Origin of the sequence: Clostridium sp. C2-6-12, assembly GCF_009928485.1 — a bacterium.
Taxonomy (GTDB): domain Bacteria; phylum Bacillota; class Clostridia; order Clostridiales; family Clostridiaceae; genus Clostridium.
The window spans coordinates 22,275-42,158 of the sequence record NZ_JAABNP010000024.1 but is presented as its reverse complement, the minus strand read 5'-3'; the positions used below and the strand labels follow the sequence as shown (position 1 = coordinate 42,158).

The 19,884-nt window shown below is 27.9% G+C and carries 18 protein-coding genes; 1 reads left to right on the top strand and 17 read right to left on the bottom strand.

Translation table 11 applies throughout. From position 1 onward, the window contains the following. Nucleotides 1–58 precede the first annotated feature (58 nt). The 10 genes from GXK56_RS18340 to serC all read right to left on the bottom strand — a co-directional run bounded on the left by GXK56_RS18340 (nt 59) and on the right by serC (nt 11,421). A complete protein-coding gene (locus GXK56_RS18340; protein WP_160690082.1) occupies nt 59–1,873 on the bottom strand; it encodes a ferredoxin in 1,815 nt (604 codons plus the stop codon). 27 nt (nt 1,874–1,900) lie between these two features. Next, a complete protein-coding gene (locus GXK56_RS18335; protein ID WP_160690080.1) occupies nt 1,901–2,680 on the bottom strand; it encodes a hypothetical protein in 780 nt (259 codons plus the stop codon). A gap of 23 nt (nt 2,681–2,703) precedes the next feature. Beyond that, complete coding sequence (locus tag GXK56_RS18330; protein ID WP_160690078.1) at nt 2,704–4,122, bottom strand: hypothetical protein; 1,419 nt, start codon at nt 4,120–4,122, stop codon at nt 2,704–2,706. A 26-nt stretch (nt 4,123–4,148) separates the two neighbouring features. Then, entirely contained in the window at nt 4,149–5,120 is a 972-nt protein-coding gene (locus GXK56_RS18325) for a WYL domain-containing protein (RefSeq protein WP_160690076.1), read from the bottom strand. Between the two features lie 208 nt (nt 5,121–5,328). Beyond that, the gene (locus GXK56_RS18320) at nt 5,329–5,886 is read right to left on the bottom strand and encodes a recombinase family protein (RefSeq protein ID WP_160690074.1); all 558 of its coding nucleotides are present in this window, start codon (nt 5,884–5,886) and stop codon (nt 5,329–5,331) included. Nucleotides 5,887–6,213: 327 nt separating this feature from the next. Continuing rightward, nucleotides 6,214–6,711: a hypothetical protein gene (locus tag GXK56_RS18315; RefSeq protein WP_160690072.1), complete on the bottom strand. Its 498-nt coding sequence runs from the start codon at nt 6,709–6,711 to the stop codon at nt 6,214–6,216. Between the two features lie 147 nt (nt 6,712–6,858). Next, complete coding sequence (locus GXK56_RS18310; protein WP_160690070.1) at nt 6,859–7,770, bottom strand: hypothetical protein; 912 nt, start codon at nt 7,768–7,770, stop codon at nt 6,859–6,861. 31 nt (nt 7,771–7,801) lie between these two features. Further along, nucleotides 7,802–8,608, bottom strand: a complete 807-nt coding sequence (locus tag GXK56_RS18305; RefSeq protein WP_160690068.1) for a hypothetical protein — start codon at nt 8,606–8,608, stop codon at nt 7,802–7,804. 1 nt (nt 8,609) lies between these two features. Further along, nucleotides 8,610–9,800 (bottom strand): ATP-binding protein, encoded by a 1,191-nt coding sequence (locus GXK56_RS18300; protein WP_160690066.1) that lies wholly within the window; start codon nt 9,798–9,800, stop codon nt 8,610–8,612. Nucleotides 9,801–10,338: 538 nt separating this feature from the next. Further along, nucleotides 10,339–11,421, bottom strand: coding sequence for a 3-phosphoserine/phosphohydroxythreonine transaminase (gene serC, locus GXK56_RS18295; RefSeq protein ID WP_160690064.1), 1,083 nt, complete (start codon nt 11,419–11,421; stop codon nt 10,339–10,341). A gap of 374 nt (nt 11,422–11,795) precedes the next feature. Here serC and GXK56_RS18290 point away from each other — a divergent pair, with 374 nt between their 5' ends. Beyond that, entirely contained in the window at nt 11,796–12,881 is a 1,086-nt protein-coding gene (locus GXK56_RS18290) for an HD-GYP domain-containing protein (RefSeq protein ID WP_160690062.1), read from the top strand. A gap of 98 nt (nt 12,882–12,979) precedes the next feature. Here the strand turns inward: GXK56_RS18290 and GXK56_RS18285 are convergent, their stop codons facing one another. The 7 genes from GXK56_RS18285 to nifV all read right to left on the bottom strand — a co-directional run bounded on the left by GXK56_RS18285 (nt 12,980) and on the right by nifV (nt 19,442). Beyond that, on the bottom strand, nt 12,980–13,591 hold the full coding sequence (locus GXK56_RS18285; protein ID WP_160690060.1) for a DNA-3-methyladenine glycosylase: 612 nt from the start codon (nt 13,589–13,591) through the stop codon (nt 12,980–12,982). Between the two features lie 353 nt (nt 13,592–13,944). Then, complete coding sequence (locus GXK56_RS18280) at nt 13,945–14,820, bottom strand: aldose 1-epimerase family protein (RefSeq protein WP_160690059.1); 876 nt, start codon at nt 14,818–14,820, stop codon at nt 13,945–13,947. Nucleotides 14,821–14,840: 20 nt separating this feature from the next. After that, entirely contained in the window at nt 14,841–15,350 is a 510-nt protein-coding gene (gene nrdG, locus GXK56_RS18275) for an anaerobic ribonucleoside-triphosphate reductase activating protein (protein ID WP_160690057.1), read from the bottom strand. Between the two features lie 50 nt (nt 15,351–15,400). Further along, the gene (locus tag GXK56_RS18270; protein ID WP_160690055.1) at nt 15,401–15,823 is read right to left on the bottom strand and encodes a HepT-like ribonuclease domain-containing protein; all 423 of its coding nucleotides are present in this window, start codon (nt 15,821–15,823) and stop codon (nt 15,401–15,403) included. Continuing rightward, nucleotides 15,816–16,184 (bottom strand): nucleotidyltransferase domain-containing protein, encoded by a 369-nt coding sequence (locus GXK56_RS18265; RefSeq protein WP_160690053.1) that lies wholly within the window; start codon nt 16,182–16,184, stop codon nt 15,816–15,818. The genes GXK56_RS18270 and GXK56_RS18265 overlap by 8 nt, the downstream gene beginning before the upstream one ends. A gap of 150 nt (nt 16,185–16,334) precedes the next feature. Then, nucleotides 16,335–18,257 (bottom strand): aconitate hydratase, encoded by a 1,923-nt coding sequence (locus tag GXK56_RS18260; RefSeq protein ID WP_160690051.1) that lies wholly within the window; start codon nt 18,255–18,257, stop codon nt 16,335–16,337. A gap of 18 nt (nt 18,258–18,275) precedes the next feature. Then, the gene (gene nifV / locus GXK56_RS18255) at nt 18,276–19,442 is read right to left on the bottom strand and encodes a homocitrate synthase (RefSeq protein ID WP_160690049.1); all 1,167 of its coding nucleotides are present in this window, start codon (nt 19,440–19,442) and stop codon (nt 18,276–18,278) included. Nucleotides 19,443–19,884 lie beyond the last annotated feature (442 nt).

Below are 19,884 nucleotides of genomic sequence, written 5' to 3'. Positions count from 1 at the left end.
ACTAATACCATCCATAAGAAAAAACTATCTTAACATCATTTTTTCTTTACCATCCAACCTATTTGGTAATCTCTTTAATTACTAGATCTAAATTCCCTCTATAGTTAGTTGCAAGTTTAATTGAATTAGCATTTTCTTTTATCCAATCTTGAATAATGCTATCAGATATTCTAATTTTTCTATTATCTAATTCTTTATTAATTTCTTTATATAATTCCATCATTGATAATATAATACTGTTTCCTACATTATCTTTTAACCATTTCTTATAACTTTCTATATTATCATCTGGGAGTTCCTTTTCAATAATTGAGGTATAATTTGCAGCACTTACTAAACATGCATAATCCATTAATGTTTTGGGATTTACATCTAAATTTGTAGTCCCTGTAAATTCTTCTCTTGTTTCCACTGTCATGACATCTCCTAATTTAATAAGTTCTCTAATTACCGACTCTAAATCTCTTCTATAATCACTTGCAAGTTTAATTGAATTAGCATTCTCTCTAATCCAATTTTGAATATAATCATCTGATAAGCCAATTTCCCTATGTTCTAATTCTTTCTTTAAATCTCTATATAACGCTATCATTGATAAAATAATACTATTCGCAACATTATCCCTTAACCATTTGTCGCATTCTTCAAAATCTGAACTCATTGGTAATGCAACCTCTTTTATTATTGTAGAATTAGCTGCACTTACTAAACATGCATAATCCATTGCTGTTTTGGGACATACATTTAAATTTGTAGTCCATGTAAATTCTTCTCTTTTATCTAATTTAGGATTTACATCTACTTCATCTTTTTCCCTTGCTGCCACTGTTATCTTTTTTTCATCACTATAATTTTTTTCTTTATTTACTTTATAATTTTCATTTATTAAACCACTATTCTTTATAGCATTATAAAATATTTCTACTTTTTTATTTATTTCTTTATTCGCTAAATCTATATACTTATTTAGTGCCTCATTAACTATTTTTTGAGCCCCATCTGCCCCACTTAATACATATACTACTTCATCTAATATATGCTTTCCAAATAATTCACTTACCTTATATATATTTTTATAACAATATACATCTTTTCCCCTGCTATCTTCCATATCGTCTGTATCAACATAAGTATCATACCAATGCAACGATTCTAATTCATTCATAATGTCATTAGTAAACCATAATTCTTCAAAGTGTCTAAGTTGATATACTATCATGTCATCATGTCCAAAATCAGGTTTTACTTCAAATATGCTAAAATTATTTGGTAATGAAATTTTATTATTACTAATTGATTTGGCTTCTCTCTCCACTTTTATTAATATTTGCTCAATTTTCTTCTTTAAATCATAATAATAATTTCCATCTTTCATTTCGTATTCTGAATATTTTTTTAAACTTTTAAATTTGTATTCTACTAAAACCTGTTGTATTAATGCCTTCCTTTGAGAATACATTACTCTATCAAACTCTTTTAATCCTGCTTGTACAGCTTTATCATCTGACTTATAATCATATCTATATTCACCATAACCTGCTGAAACTGGAATTCTATACTCTTCTTTATTAAATTTATAATCATCAATCTGTGGTTTTGCAATTTGTGAATCTATTAATTCTTTTTTTAATAAATTACTTACTTCCTTTAACCCTTCTTTTCCTTGTGATTTTACTATTTTATCCTCAATTATTTCTATTGCCTTAACTGGACACTCGTTAGCTATTTTTAATATTTTTTTTGTAATATTATCATCTAATTCAATTTTATTATTAATTGCAGCTTTTCCATTAGGTGATTCTTCAAAAACATCACATTCTAATGCACATGCTCCACATGATACACATTTCTCTGATATAATAACTTTTTTCATTTCACAACCTCCAATAAATTTCTTCTTCTATTTATTAATAGTATTATTAATTTCATTTAAATATTGATCCCCAATTTGAATTGCTTCAATTGATTGTTTTGTTATTTCACCCTTTTCATCAAATAATTTAGTATCCAATATTTTTTTTATAGTTGAAGCAATATTAATGCAAGTCATTATTGCTTCTTTATCAGATTTAGTATAATTTAATCTATTCATTCCCTTTTGACTTATTATTTCACCAGTTGTTTTAATACTCTTCATAAATAATAAATTTAGTTTTGCTAATATTTCGGATATTCTATCACATCTCTGAATAATTGCATTTAGAGCAATACATATTGTTTCTGAATGGGCCTCTATTACATTTGCCTGTCTTTTTCTAATATTGGCTACCCCTAAATTCATTTCAGCTTCTTTAGCAATAATTCCTGAAATACCGCCAAATAGATATGTAATAATAGCTTGCTTAGTTGTTAGTTGATTACCTACTGCTGTAGTTACTGTATTCTTCAATTCATTTACAACCTCTGGTGCAAACATATTCATCGATAATTCTTTTATACCATCTCCTTCTTCAAAATCTATTTTCATTATTTTTTCATAAATCTCTAAAAACTCTCTTATGGAAGTAGATAATATACCCTTTTTTCTATTAATTAATTTCTCTAATGACATATCCATATTTTCTTGATATTTTTTTTGATTTATTTTTGCTTCTTCTATTTTTTCAAATGCCTTTATATTTATCTTGTCTGCTTTTTCATTATTTTTATCTGCTTTTATCATATTAAAAATAAAACTCATTATATCCACCTGCTAATATAAATTTATAATCTTAATACATTACTTTCATCCATAAAAAATTCATCAAATTCTTTATATGTCTCAAACTTTATATTTTCCTTAAAAGTATTCAGTATTTTATCTAAGCCTTTAGCAATTCCTTCTACATCATTGGCAATAGTTGCATCATAAATATTTTTTAGCCCTAGCTTAAATTTATCATCCCATTCTGTAAATTCTTTATTTATAATGTCTTTCAATATATCTTGTTGCTTCTTTATTTCATCTAATGCATCTGAACATATTTTACTGATTTCGTTTTCTTTAATTTTATATACATTAATATTATGATATTCTCTAAATATGCCAGCACAAACTGTAGATGCAATAAAAGAACCAACCATTTGCCCAACTACAGGTATAGGAATTAATATACTACCTGCAATTGCTCCTATTAAACCTGATGTCATTACAATACCTTGTTCCTGAACTTCTTCTAAAAATTGTTCTCCATCTATTTCACAATTTATATATTTAAAGGCTGAATCTTTAACAATCATTGCTACAGCTATAATTTGTGCTACTTCATTACTATTAAGAATTCTTAATAAATTTTCTTTTCCATTTTTTTTAAAAACAAAACTAACACCATTAAGCATTATATTTTTTGCTCCACCAATAATTACAATTTGTCCTGCATTCTTTCCAATATCTTTTACTACCTCTGATAATTTTTCCTCCCCTTCTGCAACATTATATAATCGTCTTATTGCTTCAACAGTAAGCGGAATAGCCGCTGCTGCTACTGATTGCTTAGCACCTTTTTGAAAACTTTCCCCAACAATAACTGATGTATTAATAACTGTATCTCCACTTTTTGCAACAGTAGAAACTATTTTATTAGCATTAACAACGGTACCTCTTTCAACAACTCTTTTATTTAATAAAAAATCTGATTCTAATTCATTCTTTTTTCCTCTAATAACTTCCTTTACTTTCCCTGTAGTTGTTATCTCTTGTGAATATTTTTTCTTTTTTAGGGCTTCTATATTCGATGCTTCTCTTTTTGATCTATTAACATTCATTGGCTTTGCTTTCAAATTATCTTTTCTATTACCTACATCTTTTAGGTCTACATCATTTATGTATTTTTTGTTTTTATTTCTACCATGTATTTTAGCTAAAGGATCATCATGGTCAGGTTCAGCTCTATGACTAGTAGCTGCTTTTTCTCCATATTTACGATCCGCTGCTTTATTATCTCTATGCAATGTTTTACCAGTAAGATCACTAATGATAGTTTTTCTACCATCAAAAGCTTCGTCAATACATTTTTCCATTGCTTTATCATCTTGATATAATCCTCTATTGTATTCTTTCGTCACACTATACCCTTCATATTCTTTTGCCATATCATTAAGATTTTTCACAAGCGAACTATTCTGTAATACACCATCATCCATTCTTATTCCTCCACTAAATTAATCCCTTAATTATAATTTTCTAATATTTTAATTAGTTCTTCTTTTACTCTTAATATCATCTCTACTGGTTCAATTAATTTAATATTTTTACCTTGACTTAGTATCCACATAATTATTCCTTGTCCATAAACTTCCGTTTCAACTAAATACTTGTTTTCAGTGACTTGCTTAATTTCAGCTGTTGGTAATCTATCTAAAATATGCTCTATTGATACTCCACAATATTCAAACTTAACTTTAGACAACTTCCCTTGGTACATAAATTGTATTCTTTTTCTAAACTCTCCATCTTCAAATCTCTTACAATCATTAATATAAAACCTTTGCCCTATTTTTTTATAATCTAGAATTCTATCTATTCTAAATATTGTTGGATCATCGTATTCAACATCAGCTGAATACGCTATGAGATAAAAATAATATTCTGAAAATATTATTGCAACTGGCTTTATTATTCTAGTTACATTTTCATTAGTTACTTTAATATATGAAATTTCAGTAATTTCCTTATGTCTAATAATTTCACTTAATTCCCACAGTAGTTTTAAAATTTTTTTATTATGCTGTAATGGTACAAAATTAAATAATTCATTTCGTATAAGCTCTTTAATATGCTTTCTTTTTTCAAAATTAACTTCATTTAATAATATATTAATCAAATGATTCATTTCTTCTTTATTAAAAGCTCTACTTTCCAATATTATCTTCGTTATTGCTAAAAGCTCTTCACAATTAAGCTTTTTATTTGAGCTTTCTTCCATTAAATATCCTCTATTTTTTCGAGAATATCTAATTTTTACGTTATAATCATTTCTTTTATCTATTAAATAATTTCTAATTTCATCAATATCTCTTTGGATTGTCTTATCATTAACTTTAAATATATCTGCTAATTCCCTTTTATTGACTATATCTCCAGAAATTAATTTTTCAAAAATGTGCAAAACTCTACTTACCTTACAGTCTTTTTCTTCCATAAACTTCACCACCATATATATACATTTATTATACCAATTAACATGGACATATATTGTACATATATAACTTTATTCATATTTTTGATTATTTTTACATACATATTTAAAATTTTTTTATTCCTTTTTTATTCCTGTATAAATTATAGTATCATATATTCGCCATGTATATACTGCTAGCTTTTTATTAAATGCTAATAGTGTTATTAAGTTACTTCTTATATTCTCTTACCAATTTATAAAATGTATTTCTTTTTAGGTTTAGCTTTTCCATTGCTTTAATCCCTGTTATTCTTCTCTCCTTCCACTCCAGATATACTTCTGCCCATTTATCAGGATATTCAATAGCTTTTCTTCCTTTAAATTTGCCTTCTCTCTTTGCAATTGCAATTCCTTCTCTTTGCCTTTCTAAAAGATTTGCTCTTTCAAATTCATTAATAGCTCCTATCATTGTTAACATTAGTTTTCCTGTAGCTGTACCAGTATCTAACTTTTCTTTTATACTAATTAAATTAATTTTTTTATTTTCTAACTGCTCTGCTATATTTAATAAATCTTTAGTGCTTCTTGCTAATCTACTAAAATCCCAAACATAAATTATATCTCCCTCTCTGGCAAAATCTAACATAGCATTAAGCTGAGGTCTATTAGAATCTTTTGCTGATACTTTCTCTTGAAATATTTTATCTATATTATACTTTTCTAATCCTTCTAATTGTCTGCTTTCATTTTGTTCAACTGTACTTACTCTTATATAAGCAATATTCATAATTTATCAATCCTTTCTTTAAACTCAAAATAGCCTAGAGTATTTTTCATACTCTAGGCTATCGCAAACACTTATTTATAAATTTAAAATTCTACTTTAAACAAACACTTTTATTCCTAACTAAATTATCCTTTTAGAGTGTACTTTAAATAAATATAGCTTTAATCATATAACGTTATCTTTCTTACCTTCAGATTATTTATTTAATATGATAGTTGAAAAAAGAGATTCCTTAGAAACATTTTCTTTTGGTTTATATATATATTATCTGTTACGATATATTTATCTGATCCCAATTCCAATTGGCTCTTAATATAATTATTTATATTAACTCAAAAGCTCATTTCCTTTATTTAGGTTCTCCATAAAACGAAACCAATTTGTATAATAAACATCCTTCCATTCATTACTTTTTACATAACAATAATAGTCCGGTCTAACTGTACATAATCCACTTTTATAAGAAAATCCTGATAAATCATTAATCTCTAAAATCTCTTTTACTTTTTGAGGATTATTTTCTATAACTTTTTGACGCTCTCTTAACTTTTCAATATAACCAGGAATTTTGTTTTTACTTTTTTCCCACATTGATTTCAAACTCGTCGGCGAGTTTGAATATTTAAAATCTATATTATAAATAATTTTTCTTTTTATATCTGCGAAAAATAAATCACTATCAAAATTACTATTATAAAGTCCAAACTGTTCAATTTTTTTAACATCTGCAACAGGAATAATTTCATTATTATAGATTATTTTAGGAACAGCATAATTCTTTTCATACAATACTTCAATCAAAATACCTAAAGCACGACTCTCCATATATGTATTTATATGCCCTTCTATTTTCTGAAATTCACCTTTAGGAAAATTGTAATATTTCTCAAATTGTGTATCTCCTGAATAAAGTAAATTTAAGATTATTGTTAAACTCTCTTTTAAATGCGATATACTACAAATAATTTCCCCCTAATCTATAAAAACAGGCTTTAACTCCATATAATTTAATATATTTTTTTGATATGCATTTTTCCCCTTTATATTACAATTTAAAATTTCAAAAATTTTTTCACCATAATCTATATTAAAATATTTCCGTAAATCATTTCTTTTATTATTTATTACAATTAATGGATAGTCTCTTTTTCTGTTTTGATACCTCTGTAAACTTTCTATAGATGTAATATTAAAACCATATTCTTGCTTAAACATACTGTTTAACTCATTTTTTATATAATTCATGGATATCCTTTTATCATCTATATATTTGTGTAAAGCTATATTTTTTATTACATATTCTTCTGGCTTTTTCTTTCCATTCATTTTTTCATAATCATTATCAAAAAACTCTTCCCAGCTAATTGGATATAATGTATTTTTTGTAATTTCCAAAATAGTATAGTTATCAATGCAATCAAATAAATGATCTTTATTAACAGCTGAATAAATTACTAAATAAGCTAGTTCTATAATTTCGCCTATATTTTTTGACACATCTTCATCAAATTCAATATGTACAAATTCTTCAAAAAATTCATCATAATTGTTTGAAATAACTATTAGCAAAAAATTTGTTAAACTTTGTATTTCATGCCTACACGTTAAATCTTTTTCATAATTGTATGCTAGTTCCTTAACCATCATAATTGATAGTATTAAGAACTTTCTGTTATATTTTTGTAGTTTAGTTGAAATTTCATCGGTAGTTTTTCTAATTATATAATCAATTTGTTCACTTTTTCTTGGAAATTTTGAAATTGCCATTTCAATTATTTCTCTTCTGTAAGTTTCAATATTATGTCTATACTTTCTACCACTAAGTAAATTTTTTGCAAATATTTCTATATCTTCATGCATTATACTATATTTGCCATAATCCATATATCAATATCACTCCTATTAAACTAATAAATTATAAATTAACTGTCTGAATAATAATTGTATTTACATTTTTTTCTTCAAACTTCTTGTTATAAGCATTCCCAAACGCCGTTTTATTTTTAATAATTTTTTCTTTATCATATATAAAGAAAAATATATTGTTATACTTATAATGATATATGTCCGACCCAATTTCCTCTGTTAAACTTCGCTCTGTCATACTTGCTCTTGTGCATTTCACCTCAATAATTATAGAATATTTTTCAATAAAAATATCATATCTCACTGTTGAAAATCCTGTATCATTTGACACTTCAACTCTTGCTTCTGGAAAAACAGGTTTTATTAGAGAATATAATATTCTCTGCACATCATACTCATTAATTATTTTTATATTATCTAACTTTTCTTTAGTTATACCAGCCTTTCCATGCGGTTGCTGCTCATACATAGTTTCAATATGGGCATAAAAGTTATTTAATATTCTCTTTATTATAATAATTGCAACTTCTTGTGAAATTTCATCATTTAAGGTACTTGAAATATTATTTATTTCCACTATAAGCTCTTCCAAGTATTCTATTAATTTTTCCTTTGCCTTAATTATACTTTCCTTAGTTTTAATCTTAGAATACTCATTTTCTACATATATCTCTTTCGATTTTATTTTTGCTAATACTTCATTTGAATCTAACACTTCTCGCATATTTACATTAATTTGCTTAAAAGCATTTTTAATTTCATTTATATCCTGTAAGTTATTTAATATATATATTTGCTCTTTTATTATTCTTTCACATGTTACTTTGTCAGCTTTTAAACTATAATTACCTTGCATCTTATTTGTGATTCCCCCATCTTAAATAGAATAAGAATAATGGATCTAATATATACAACATGCTATCTTTCCACTCAAAAACCTTATATATATTTTCTTTTTCATCAATAATTGATTGTAGCTTGTTTAATGAATCTCTAATTTGCTGCTTATCTGGCTTTTTATCTTCATTTATAATTAATTTATCTATTCTGTATTTCATTTCATCTATATCTAAGCCCATCGACGGTGGATTAATTGAAACAGCTTCAACAATCAATCCATATATGTCTAATTCCTTACCTGATTCAGTTTTATAAATTTTCCTTTTGTTTCCTCTAGGATTAGGCCCTAACAGTAAAGTCTTTAAAACATCTGAATACTCGAAGTTTACTGTAGTAAATTTATACGCTCTTTCTAAAACTTCTTTAGGTATTTGAGTTATTTTTGAATTATCAGTATCTAATAGTGTACAAATACTTAAGCATATATATTGCATTAATTGTGGCGATGTTAAACTTTCTATTGCTATATTTTTTACCAACTCGTCATCTATTTTAATATCAAGTTTTTCAAATCCCTTTTTAGCAATTTGCTCCAACTCATCATTTTTCCAATTTTCTATATTAATCAAACTTAATCTACCTGTTAAATCAGCATTTTTCCTTATTGCATCATCTGCTCTGTGTGGCAGCGATACAACTATTGCTTTAAATTCTTTTCTTATCGCATCTTTTAATTGTTGAGCAATATGCAATTGAATATCTTCTGGTGCATAATGAAAATCATCAAGCACTAATACTTTTCCATTTTCTTTAAAATAATCTATAACTCTATCTTTAGTTAATACAAATTTATCTTTCTTATAATGTAGATCATCACTTATATTATCTTTAACTGTTTTTCCTTCAATAAATTCTCCACTCATTGGTAAACCTGCTTTAGTACCTATAAATGTCCAAAAATCGTTATTTAACTTAAAGTCAACTCCAGACACTTCAACTAAATTATCTAAATCAATTACTTTTTCACACAATACAGTTTTCCCCATCTTTGATGGGCCAATTATTGAAGTCAGACATCCTGATATTTTTAAAGCCTGCTTTAGTCTTACTTCATAATTAATTCCTATATCTAAAGATTCCCTTGATACATAAGTATATTCTGGAAAAGAACCTGGCTTAAATATCTGCTCTGCTAACAACTTACTCATCTTATCAATCACTTCCTTACTATATAATTATTATCAATATTACATGTTTTTAAACCTTTTTATCCTTATTAATATATTTTAACACATTTTAACACCTTAAAGTATATTTAAGTATATTTTTATATCTACACATTAGTTTTATCCATATAAAATGCTTAATAAATAATTTTCTTGAAATTACTTATTATCTAATATATACTATATAAAAAATTAACTTAATCTAACATTCCGCAAATACATACCTTATAAAAATAACACAACCATAACACAACACAGTTAATTTTTTTTATGATATTACATTATGAAATAAAATCAACAAATCTTAAAACCGCATAAAATAAAGCCTCCGAAGAGGCTATAAAATACACTAAAATTCAAGTCCAAGAACTCCTGGAACATCAGAATTTTAATATTATTGAACATAAAAGAGCCGTAAACTTACTAATTAATAAGTTTACGGCTCTTATTACTTACAAAAATAAGGATAGAAAGTTTCAAATACTTTCTATCCTTGTCCGCTTAATAGAATAAATCCTTATTATTTATTTTCTTCTTCAAATTTCTTCATAAATTCAACTAAAGCTTTAACACCGTCCATTGGCATAGCATTGTAGATACTAGCTCTCATACCACCAACAGATCTATGTCCCTTGATATTTTCAAAACCAGCTACTTTAGCTTCTTTTACGAACTTAGCATCTAATTCATCATTACCAGTTACAAAAGGTACATTCATTAATGAACGATCTTTCTTTACAACTGTTCCCTTGAACATGCTACTTGAATCTAAGTAATCATATAATATAGCAGCCTTTTCTTCATTAAGCTTCTTCATAGCTTCTAAGCCACCTTTATTTTTAATCCAATCAAATACTTTTCCACAGATATAAATTCCATACGCTGGTGGTGTATTATATAATGAATCATTATCTGCATGAATTTTATATTTTAACATAGTTGGAGTACCCGGCAATACTTCATCTGTTATTAAATCTTCACGAATTATTACTACTACAACACCTGCTGGTCCTGCATTCTTTTGAACTCCAGCAAAAATTAATCCATATTTAGTTACATCTACTGGTTCTGATAAGAAATCTGATGACATATCAGCAACTAATATCTTGTCCCCTGTTTCTGGTAACTCAGTAAATCTAGTTCCATAGATTGTGTTGTTGTGACATATGTACACATAGTCAGCATCATCACTAACCTTAATATTTTTCATATCTGGAATATATGAAAAAGTTTTATCTTCTGATGAAGCTAAAATATTAACTTTACCAAATATTTTTGCTTCTGAAGCTGCTTTTTTAGCCCATTGCCCTGTAACAATATGATCAGCAACCTTATTTTTCATTAAATTCATTGGAATCATTGCAAATTGTTGTGACGCCCCACCTTGAAGGAATAACACTTTGTAGTTATCTGGAATGTTCATTAATTCTCTTAATGTTTTTTCAGCCCCTTGGATAATTCCTTCGAACGCTTTCGAACGATGACTCATCTCCATAACTGACATTCCAGTACCTTGGTAATCTAACATTTCTTCTGCTGCTTCTTTAAGAACCTCCTCTGGTAATACAGCTGGTCCTGCAGAAAAATTATAAACTCTTGACATTAAAAAAAGCCCCCTTTAATAATTTTTTTAATCCCTACCATTATACCACACTTTAATTGCGAAGTAATAAAATTATCATCATATAAATGTAAAAAGTTAAAAATAATATATAAATTTTTAATAAAATCATCTTATATTTAAATTCCAAACGTTCATTTAAGTTACTACTACCATAGACAAAACTATATTGTTTAATTATTCTCCATTATATAACATTTTAGTTCTACTTTTGTAATTCGAATACTGCTAATGTTATATTTTTTCCCTATAATACTACAAAAACTCCATATTTATTGATATACTAATATTATATTTAATAAAAAAAATGTTACAGACTAAATTTAAAATAACAAATGTTTAGGGAGAAGATATTTATGAGATTAGTTCCAATTGAATGTGTGAAACCAAATTCAGTTATTGGCAAAACACTCTACGATACTGATGAAAGAGTCTTAGTAAGATCTGGATTGACTTTAACTAAAGGAATTATTCAAAAAATTAAAAATATGCACATTTCATCAATATATATAATTGATGAATATAGTTCAGAAGAAATTGAGGATACCATCAAACCTGAATTAAGACAAAAAGCAATATCCACAATAAAAGAAGCATTCTCAAACTTAAACAGAATCACTGTAGCAGATAAATTTTCAAAAAAGGAATCTGTGTATTTTAATAATATAGAAAATATGGCTAATAACTTAATTGAAAATGTATTGAGTAATAAAAGTGTATTACTTTCATTAGTAGATATAAGAACAATGAATAACTATCTTTATTCTCACTCAGTAAACGTTGCTGTAACCTCACTTGTTCTTGGTATTGCTTTAAAACTTCCAAAAAGGCAATTACAATATCTTTGCACTGGTGCCTTACTTCATGATGTAGGAAAGGTCTTTGTTCCAAAAGAGATACTAATGAAAACTGATGCTTTTACACCAGAAGAAATTTCAATGCTTGAAAAGCATTCAGCTCTCGGTTATAAATATTTATCTGACACATATAATTTAAGTGCTCACACTAAAATGGTAGTCTTACAACATCACGAACGCCCTGATGGTTTAGGATATCCTAATAAATTGGTCAATGAAGAAATAAGTCTTTTAAGCAAAATTGTAAGTATTGCTGACGCATACGATGTTTTGTCTGCTGGAAGACCAAACCAAAAACCCTTGTTCCCAAGTGATGTTTTAGAATACTTAATAGCTAATGCAGGTACAATGTTTGATTATGATATTGTTAATACTTTTTGTAAAGTAGTTATTCCATTTTCTAAAGGTACTTTGGTTGACTTAAGCAATGGTGATATTGGTGTTATACAAGAGACTTTGCCAAGCTTTCCTTTAAGACCAATTGTAAAAATTATTAAAAGCTCTAATCCAAATTCTATTAATCAAGAAATTAATTTAATAGATGAGATTTCAATAACCATAAAAAACATAAGATACGAAATATAAAAATATTTAAATAAGATTATATGTATTATATATTATAAACTGCCTAAAAATGTGTATAAACTCAGCATTTTTAGGCAGTTATTTATGACTTAAAACCTCTATTTTTTAGAAATATACTTATTTCCTTTTATATAAAATCTCCAAGGAAAATATATTGCTTCTTCTGCATAATCAATCCCTATCCTAGTCGTTTCAACTATTTCAAAGCCTTCCTTCTTCCCATCTTCTATATAAAAATCTCCGTTTTCATATAATTTCATATAATTTTCAGATTTATCTATTGAATATGCAATACATAATTTTGAAGGCCCATTTGTTAATGACTTTTTCTTTGCCTCTGTTAAATTATCATAATCTTCATTAAATCTTTTTTGAGCAAGATAATCAAATTCATTTAATGGCTCTAAAGCTCTTATTAAAACTCCCTCTCCTTTATTTTCAACGCCGCTTATAACATTGAAACAATAGTATTTTCCATAAATAAAATACACATAAGCAATACCACCTTCTCTAAATAAAGGTTCTGTTCTTTCAGTCCTTCTTCCATTATAAGCATGGGAAGCTTTATCTATATCCCCAATATAAGCTTCCGTTTCAACAATCTTAGCTTTTAAAATTACATTATCAACAGTCCTTACAACAACTTTTCCAAGAAGTTCTTTTGCTAATGTTAATGCACCTTGTTTATAGAATTCCTTATTTATAATCAAAATTTATTCACCTAACCTTCAATATAAATCCTTATCATTTATATTTTTTCTCTATAATGATAAAAAATATCCACAATCCAATTGCATCTATCCACATTTTTTTATGTTATACATACTATTATGTGAATAATTTTTTTTAATACACTCAAATCTGTGAATTTATTTCCCTCACTCAATAAACTTTCTATATATTTTAAATTAACAGAATTAATAATGGCTGTTTCTAAATTATCAACAAATATGATAAAAATATCTTCATAATAATAAATATGTATAGCTAAATTACATATTGCCATACATATTCATTGTAGAATTATATTTTATTTCTTTTACAAATAACTAATTTTTTGTCTCTATTTAATAGTTACTTTGAAAGTACAACTAAACTTTTCATTTAATTCTAATTTAATTACGCCTTCTTTATCTGAAAACTCTCCACTAAAATCATAATAATCAGCATGCCCATGCCATGGTTCTATGCATACAAATGGCGCTCCATCTTTTGGTGCCCATATTCCCATATAAGGAAATCCAGTAAAATCTACTTCTAAAGCTTTATTTGAGTTCTTTGATTTAATTGTCATTTTTTTTGACTTCAAATCATTAAATACCAATGCATCATCCTTGAATAATTCTTTATTTAAATTAAGTATATTTGTATTCTCCAAACAATTTTCTTTATCTCTTGATAAATATCCCTCTTTAGTAAGTGTAATTCTTTTGCTATTCTCAGCTTCACTAAATTCAATATAACAATCATTTAAAGTTTCACTTTTATCTATAGGACATAAAAAAGCTGGATGGGAACCAATTGAAAAATGTATTGGCATCTCATCAATATTTTCTACTGTATATGCTACAATTACGCTGTTTTCTTCTAATTTATAATTTGATTTTAATAAAAACTTATATGGATATACCTTTAGTGTATCCTCTGAATATCTTAATTCAAATGTAATTTCATCATTCTTATTTTCAACTAGCGAAAATTCTGAAGTTCTTGCTAAACCATGTTGTGGAAGCTCATAGTTTTTCCCATTAACTCTATATTTTGAATCTATAACCTTACCTACTATAGGAAATAATATTGGTGCGTGATACTTCCAGTACTCTGGATTGCCATCCCATAAATATTCAGTTTCATTAGTTTTACTTGTTATAGAATGTATTTCGCCCCCATGTGTACTTGCTGTAATTTTGATACTTGAATTTTCTAAAGAATATATCATACTATTTTCCCCTCTCATATTTATAAATCCATTATAATAATTTTATTTAGTCTTAAGCTCTCTTTTACATCTATTATTCTTTGATTAGTTGATCCCTTAAATTTAAGTCCATCCTGCATTTTATCTTCTTCAAATTTCCCATCCACTAGAACATCTATATTATTTAATAAGTCATTCCAACCTAACCTTTCAGCCTTATTTTCTATAATATATTCAAAGGTATACCCTGTATAGCTCCAAATATCTAGTCCATTCTCCTTAAAGGCTTTTGCCATATAAGCAAATTTATCAGCTTGTTCCCATGGGTCTCCTCCACTAAATGTGATCCCTCTTAATATTGGATTACTTAAGGTATCCTTTATTAATTCATCCATGTCTCTTTCTTCTCCCCCATTAAATTCATGGGTATCTGGATTAAAACAGCCTTTACACTTATGCTTACACCCCTGAGAAAAAAATACTCTTCTCATTCCTGGTCCGTTGACCAAGCTTTCATATGCTATTCCAGACAATCTTATTGTTCTTTCCATTATATTGACCTCTTTCTAATACTTCGTAAAACTTTTAACCTTTAAAACAACTACCTTACTAGTTCTTTAATTGATCGCTCCAATTCACTTATACCTTCAAAATTATTCTTTAAATTTACAAGAAGTTCTTCGTCACTTGGCATTTTATATCTATGGGCAAGCCTGTTTCTTAACCTTCTAGATTTACTGTAAAATTCAAAAAATTCATCACTTATTTTATTGGAATCTTTGATTATTTCCATTCCCTCTATTGCTGATATATCTATCTTATATTTATTTAAATCTTTTAAACTTATTGAAATATAATCCTCACATAATATATGAAAATCTAAAAAATATGCTCTTATACTATGGTATAAAATCTTTTTTATATCATTATTGCAATTTTCAACTGATTTTGTACATTCCATAAAATCACTTTGCCACTCTTTTAAATCTCTAAGTAATTTTAAAACTCTATCTCTATTAATCAAGCAAATCAACCTTTCTTATATGAATAAAATCACTATTTTCTATAAAAAAACGTTCTACAAACTTATATAAATTTTCAAAGGAATTACTTTTACTATAGATAATGGAAGCATCATTTATAATATTCTTTAACAATATCTTATCACTATCTTCACTTATCTTTACAATATCAACATTGATTTTCAATATTTCTTCTAGTTCGGCTTCTAGTGATAGCTCATCATCCAAAGTTAAATTTCCTATTATAAAGATATCTAAATCTGAATCCTCCCTGTAATCTCCTCTTGCACGACTACCAAATATGCCAATAGAATGTAATTCATATTTCTTAGCTATATCTTCTATTATTTCACTTAGGTTCATATTGTAATCCCCCCATTTAAAAGATTCATTTGATAATAATATTTTACCATATGACTATTAGTAATATTAACCTAAATTAAAATAAAAAAACACAGGAATTCAAATTTACATGAACTCCTGTGCTTAAATATGACTTTGTAACACTAACTGCTAAGCATTTGCTTTAACGTAATTAAGTCTTCCGCCTTCTTTAATAACTGCGATTTCTTTTTCTGTTAAATCAACTGTTGCTTCAAATTCAGTTCCCTTGGTTAAGTTCTTAACTTTAACTACGCCTGTTTCTAAAGCTGCCTTAATATCTTCCATCTTTAAATCATCTACTAAATCTATGCTATCATAATCAGCTTCATTCTTAAATTCCATTGGAACTATTCCATTGTTAATTAAGTTAGCCTTATGAATTCTTGCAAATGACTTAGCTATAACAGCCTTAACACCTAAGTATAATGGTGCAAGCGCTGCATGTTCTCTACTTGAACCTTGACCGTAATTTCCTCCAGCAATTATAAATCCACCGTTGAATTCCTTAGCTCTCTTAGGGAACTCTGTATCTACTGTGTTAAAACAGTATTCAGCTAGATAAGGAATATTCGATCTAAATGGTAATAACTTCGAATTTGAAGGCATAATATGGTCAGTTGTAATGTTATCTTCAACCTTTATTAACACCTTACCATTTAATTCTTGAGCTAATGGCTTACTTACTGGGAATGGTTTAATATTTGGTCCTCTAACAACTTCAACCTCAGCATTTGTTGGTGCTGGTGCTAAAATCATAGAATCATCTATTAAGAATTCCTTAGGCATATCTATTGTTAAATCTATATCCACTTCTGTTGGATCAGTTAAAACTCCATTTATAGCTGAAACTGCAGCAGTTTCAGGACTTACTATATATACTTGTGCTGATAGAGTTCCACTTCTACCATAGAAATTTCTATTTACAGTTCTAAGTGAAACGGCATCAGTTCCTGGTGATTGTCCCATTCCTATACAAGGTCCGCAGCCATTTTCAAGTATTCTTGCTCCTGAGCTGATTATATCTCCTAAAGCGCCGTTTCTAGCTATCATTTCCATAACTTGTCTTGATCCAGGACCTATTACTAAGCTGACATCCGGATGTACTTTTTTACCTTTTAATATCTTTGCAACTTTCATTAAGTCTTCATAAGAAGAGTTAGTACAACTTCCTATAACTACTTGGTCAACTTTAATCTTACCAACTTCACTAACCTTAGCTACATTATCTGGACTGTGTGGCTTAGCTGTAAGTGGAGTTAATTCACTCAAATTAATAGTTACTACTTCATCATATACAGCATCTGCATCTGGTTTAAATTCTATCCAATTTTCTTCTCTTCCTTGTGCTTTAAAGAATTCTAAAGTTCTTTCATCACTTGGGAAGATTGAAGTTGTAGCTCCAAGTTCTGCTCCCATATTAGTTATAGTAGCTCTTTCTGGAACTGAAAGTGTTTTAACACCTTCGCCAGCATATTCAAATACTTTTCCTACTCCACCTTTAACAGTTAATATTCTTAAAACTTCTAAGATAACATCTTTAGCAGCTACCATTTTATTTAGCTTTCCAGTAAGTTCAATCTTAACTACTTTCGGAGTATTAATGTTGTAAGCTCCGCCCCCCATAGCTAAAGCAACGTCTAAACCACCTGCTCCCATAGCTAACATTCCAACACCACCTGCTGTTGGAGTATGGCTGTCAGAACCTATTAAAGTATCTCCTGGAGTAGCAAATCTTTCTAAAAAGATTTGATGACATATTCCGTTACCTGGCTTTGAGAAATATACTCCATATTTAGATGCAACTGTTTGAATAAATTTATGGTCATCAGCATTTTCAAAACCTTGTTGTAACATATTATGATCTATAAAAGCAACTGATCTCTTTGTCTTAACTCTATCAATTCCCATAGCTTCTAATTGAAGATATGCCATTGTTCCTGTTGAATCTTGAGTTAGAGTTTGATCAATCTTTAACGCAATTGGCTCTCCTGCCTTTAATTCTCCTTCAACAATATGACTCTTTAAGATCTTATAAACTAAATTATCGCCCACTTTTTTATCCCCCTATTATTAAGCATTTTTTTCATCTAACTGTCTATGATATTCTTTGTATAGTTGAACTATTTCCTTATCAAATAAAGATCTTTTTAATCTAACGGAAGTAGATCTTACAAGCTCTAATATTCCTGAAGCTTCCTCATCAGTAAGCTCCATGTTATATTCCATAAACTTATTAACTACCGCTGCTCTTCCAGAATGCTTTCCAATAACGATTTGTCTTTCAAGCCCAACTATTGCTGGATCAAATGCTTCATAATTTTTAGGATCCTTTATAGCTCCATCAGCATGAATTCCTGATTCATGTGCAAACATATTTGTTCCAACTATTGCTTTCCATATAGGAAGCTCTCTTCCTGATGCTCTTGATACATATTCAGAAACTTCTCTGAACATTTTAGTATTTATTTCTTCGCCTTTATATCCATAAACAAGCATTAATGCCATGATAACTTCTTCTAAAGCTGCATTACCTGCTCTTTCTCCTAGACCGTTCACTGTTACTCCAACATGAGTAGCTCCACCCTTTATCCCTGCAACTGCATTAGCTGTTGCCATTCCAAAGTCATTGTGTGTATGCATTTCTATATCAAATCCTGTTTTATCATATATATATTTAATATCATCTCTAATTCCAAATGGTTCTTTAATTCCAACTGTATCACAATATCTAAATCTATTTGCACCAGCCTGTTTAGCTGCAGTTATAAATTCAACTAAGAAATCCTTATCTGCTCTCGATGCATCTTCCCCATTAACAGATACATAAAGACCGTTTTTCTTAGCATATTCTACAGACTTAACCATGCTTTCTAGTACCCATTCTCTAGAAGTCTTAAGTTTATGCTGAATGTGTATGTCTGATACAGATATTGATATAGCAACAGCATCAACTCCACAATCTATAGATTGTTCTATATCGCTTACTACAGCCCTATTCCATGCCATTATACTAGATTTTAAATTTCTTTTTACTATTTCCTTTATAGCCTTCTTTTCGTCTCCACCCATCGTAGGAATCCCTACTTCTAATTGGTCAACACCTAACTCACTAAGCATTTCTGCTATTACTATTTTTTCTGCATTAGCAAAAACCACCCCAGCTGTTTGCTCCCCATCTCTAAGAGTGGTATCTACAATAGTAACTTTTTTATCATTTTTTAAATTACTAAGTGCCATGAAAATCCCTCCATTTATTTTTATTAACTTATTGCATATTAAATAATAGTTTTAATAATAAAATTTCATTATTATAAGCCTTCTTTAATAATATCACATTAGCTTAAGTGTAGACAAGTATTATTACTATTTTTTTGCAACAAATAAGCACTTCTCCTTCACATATTTCATAAAAACTGGTCATTTGCCATTAAATAAATGCTATTCCTGCAAGTTTTTTTCCTAACATTGCAATATCCTGATGAATTAAATTTTAGAGTTCCATCTTACATCTGTTTAATTCTTTATCTAATTAGAACATATTATTTTCTGGCAGTAAAATGAGTAATTATACATTATAATCAAAAAAGTGAATTTTTATACCAAATTACATTAAAAGGTTACCTTAAAAATAACCATTTGAATTAAAATAATTCCTTAATTATTTCTAAGATAACCTATT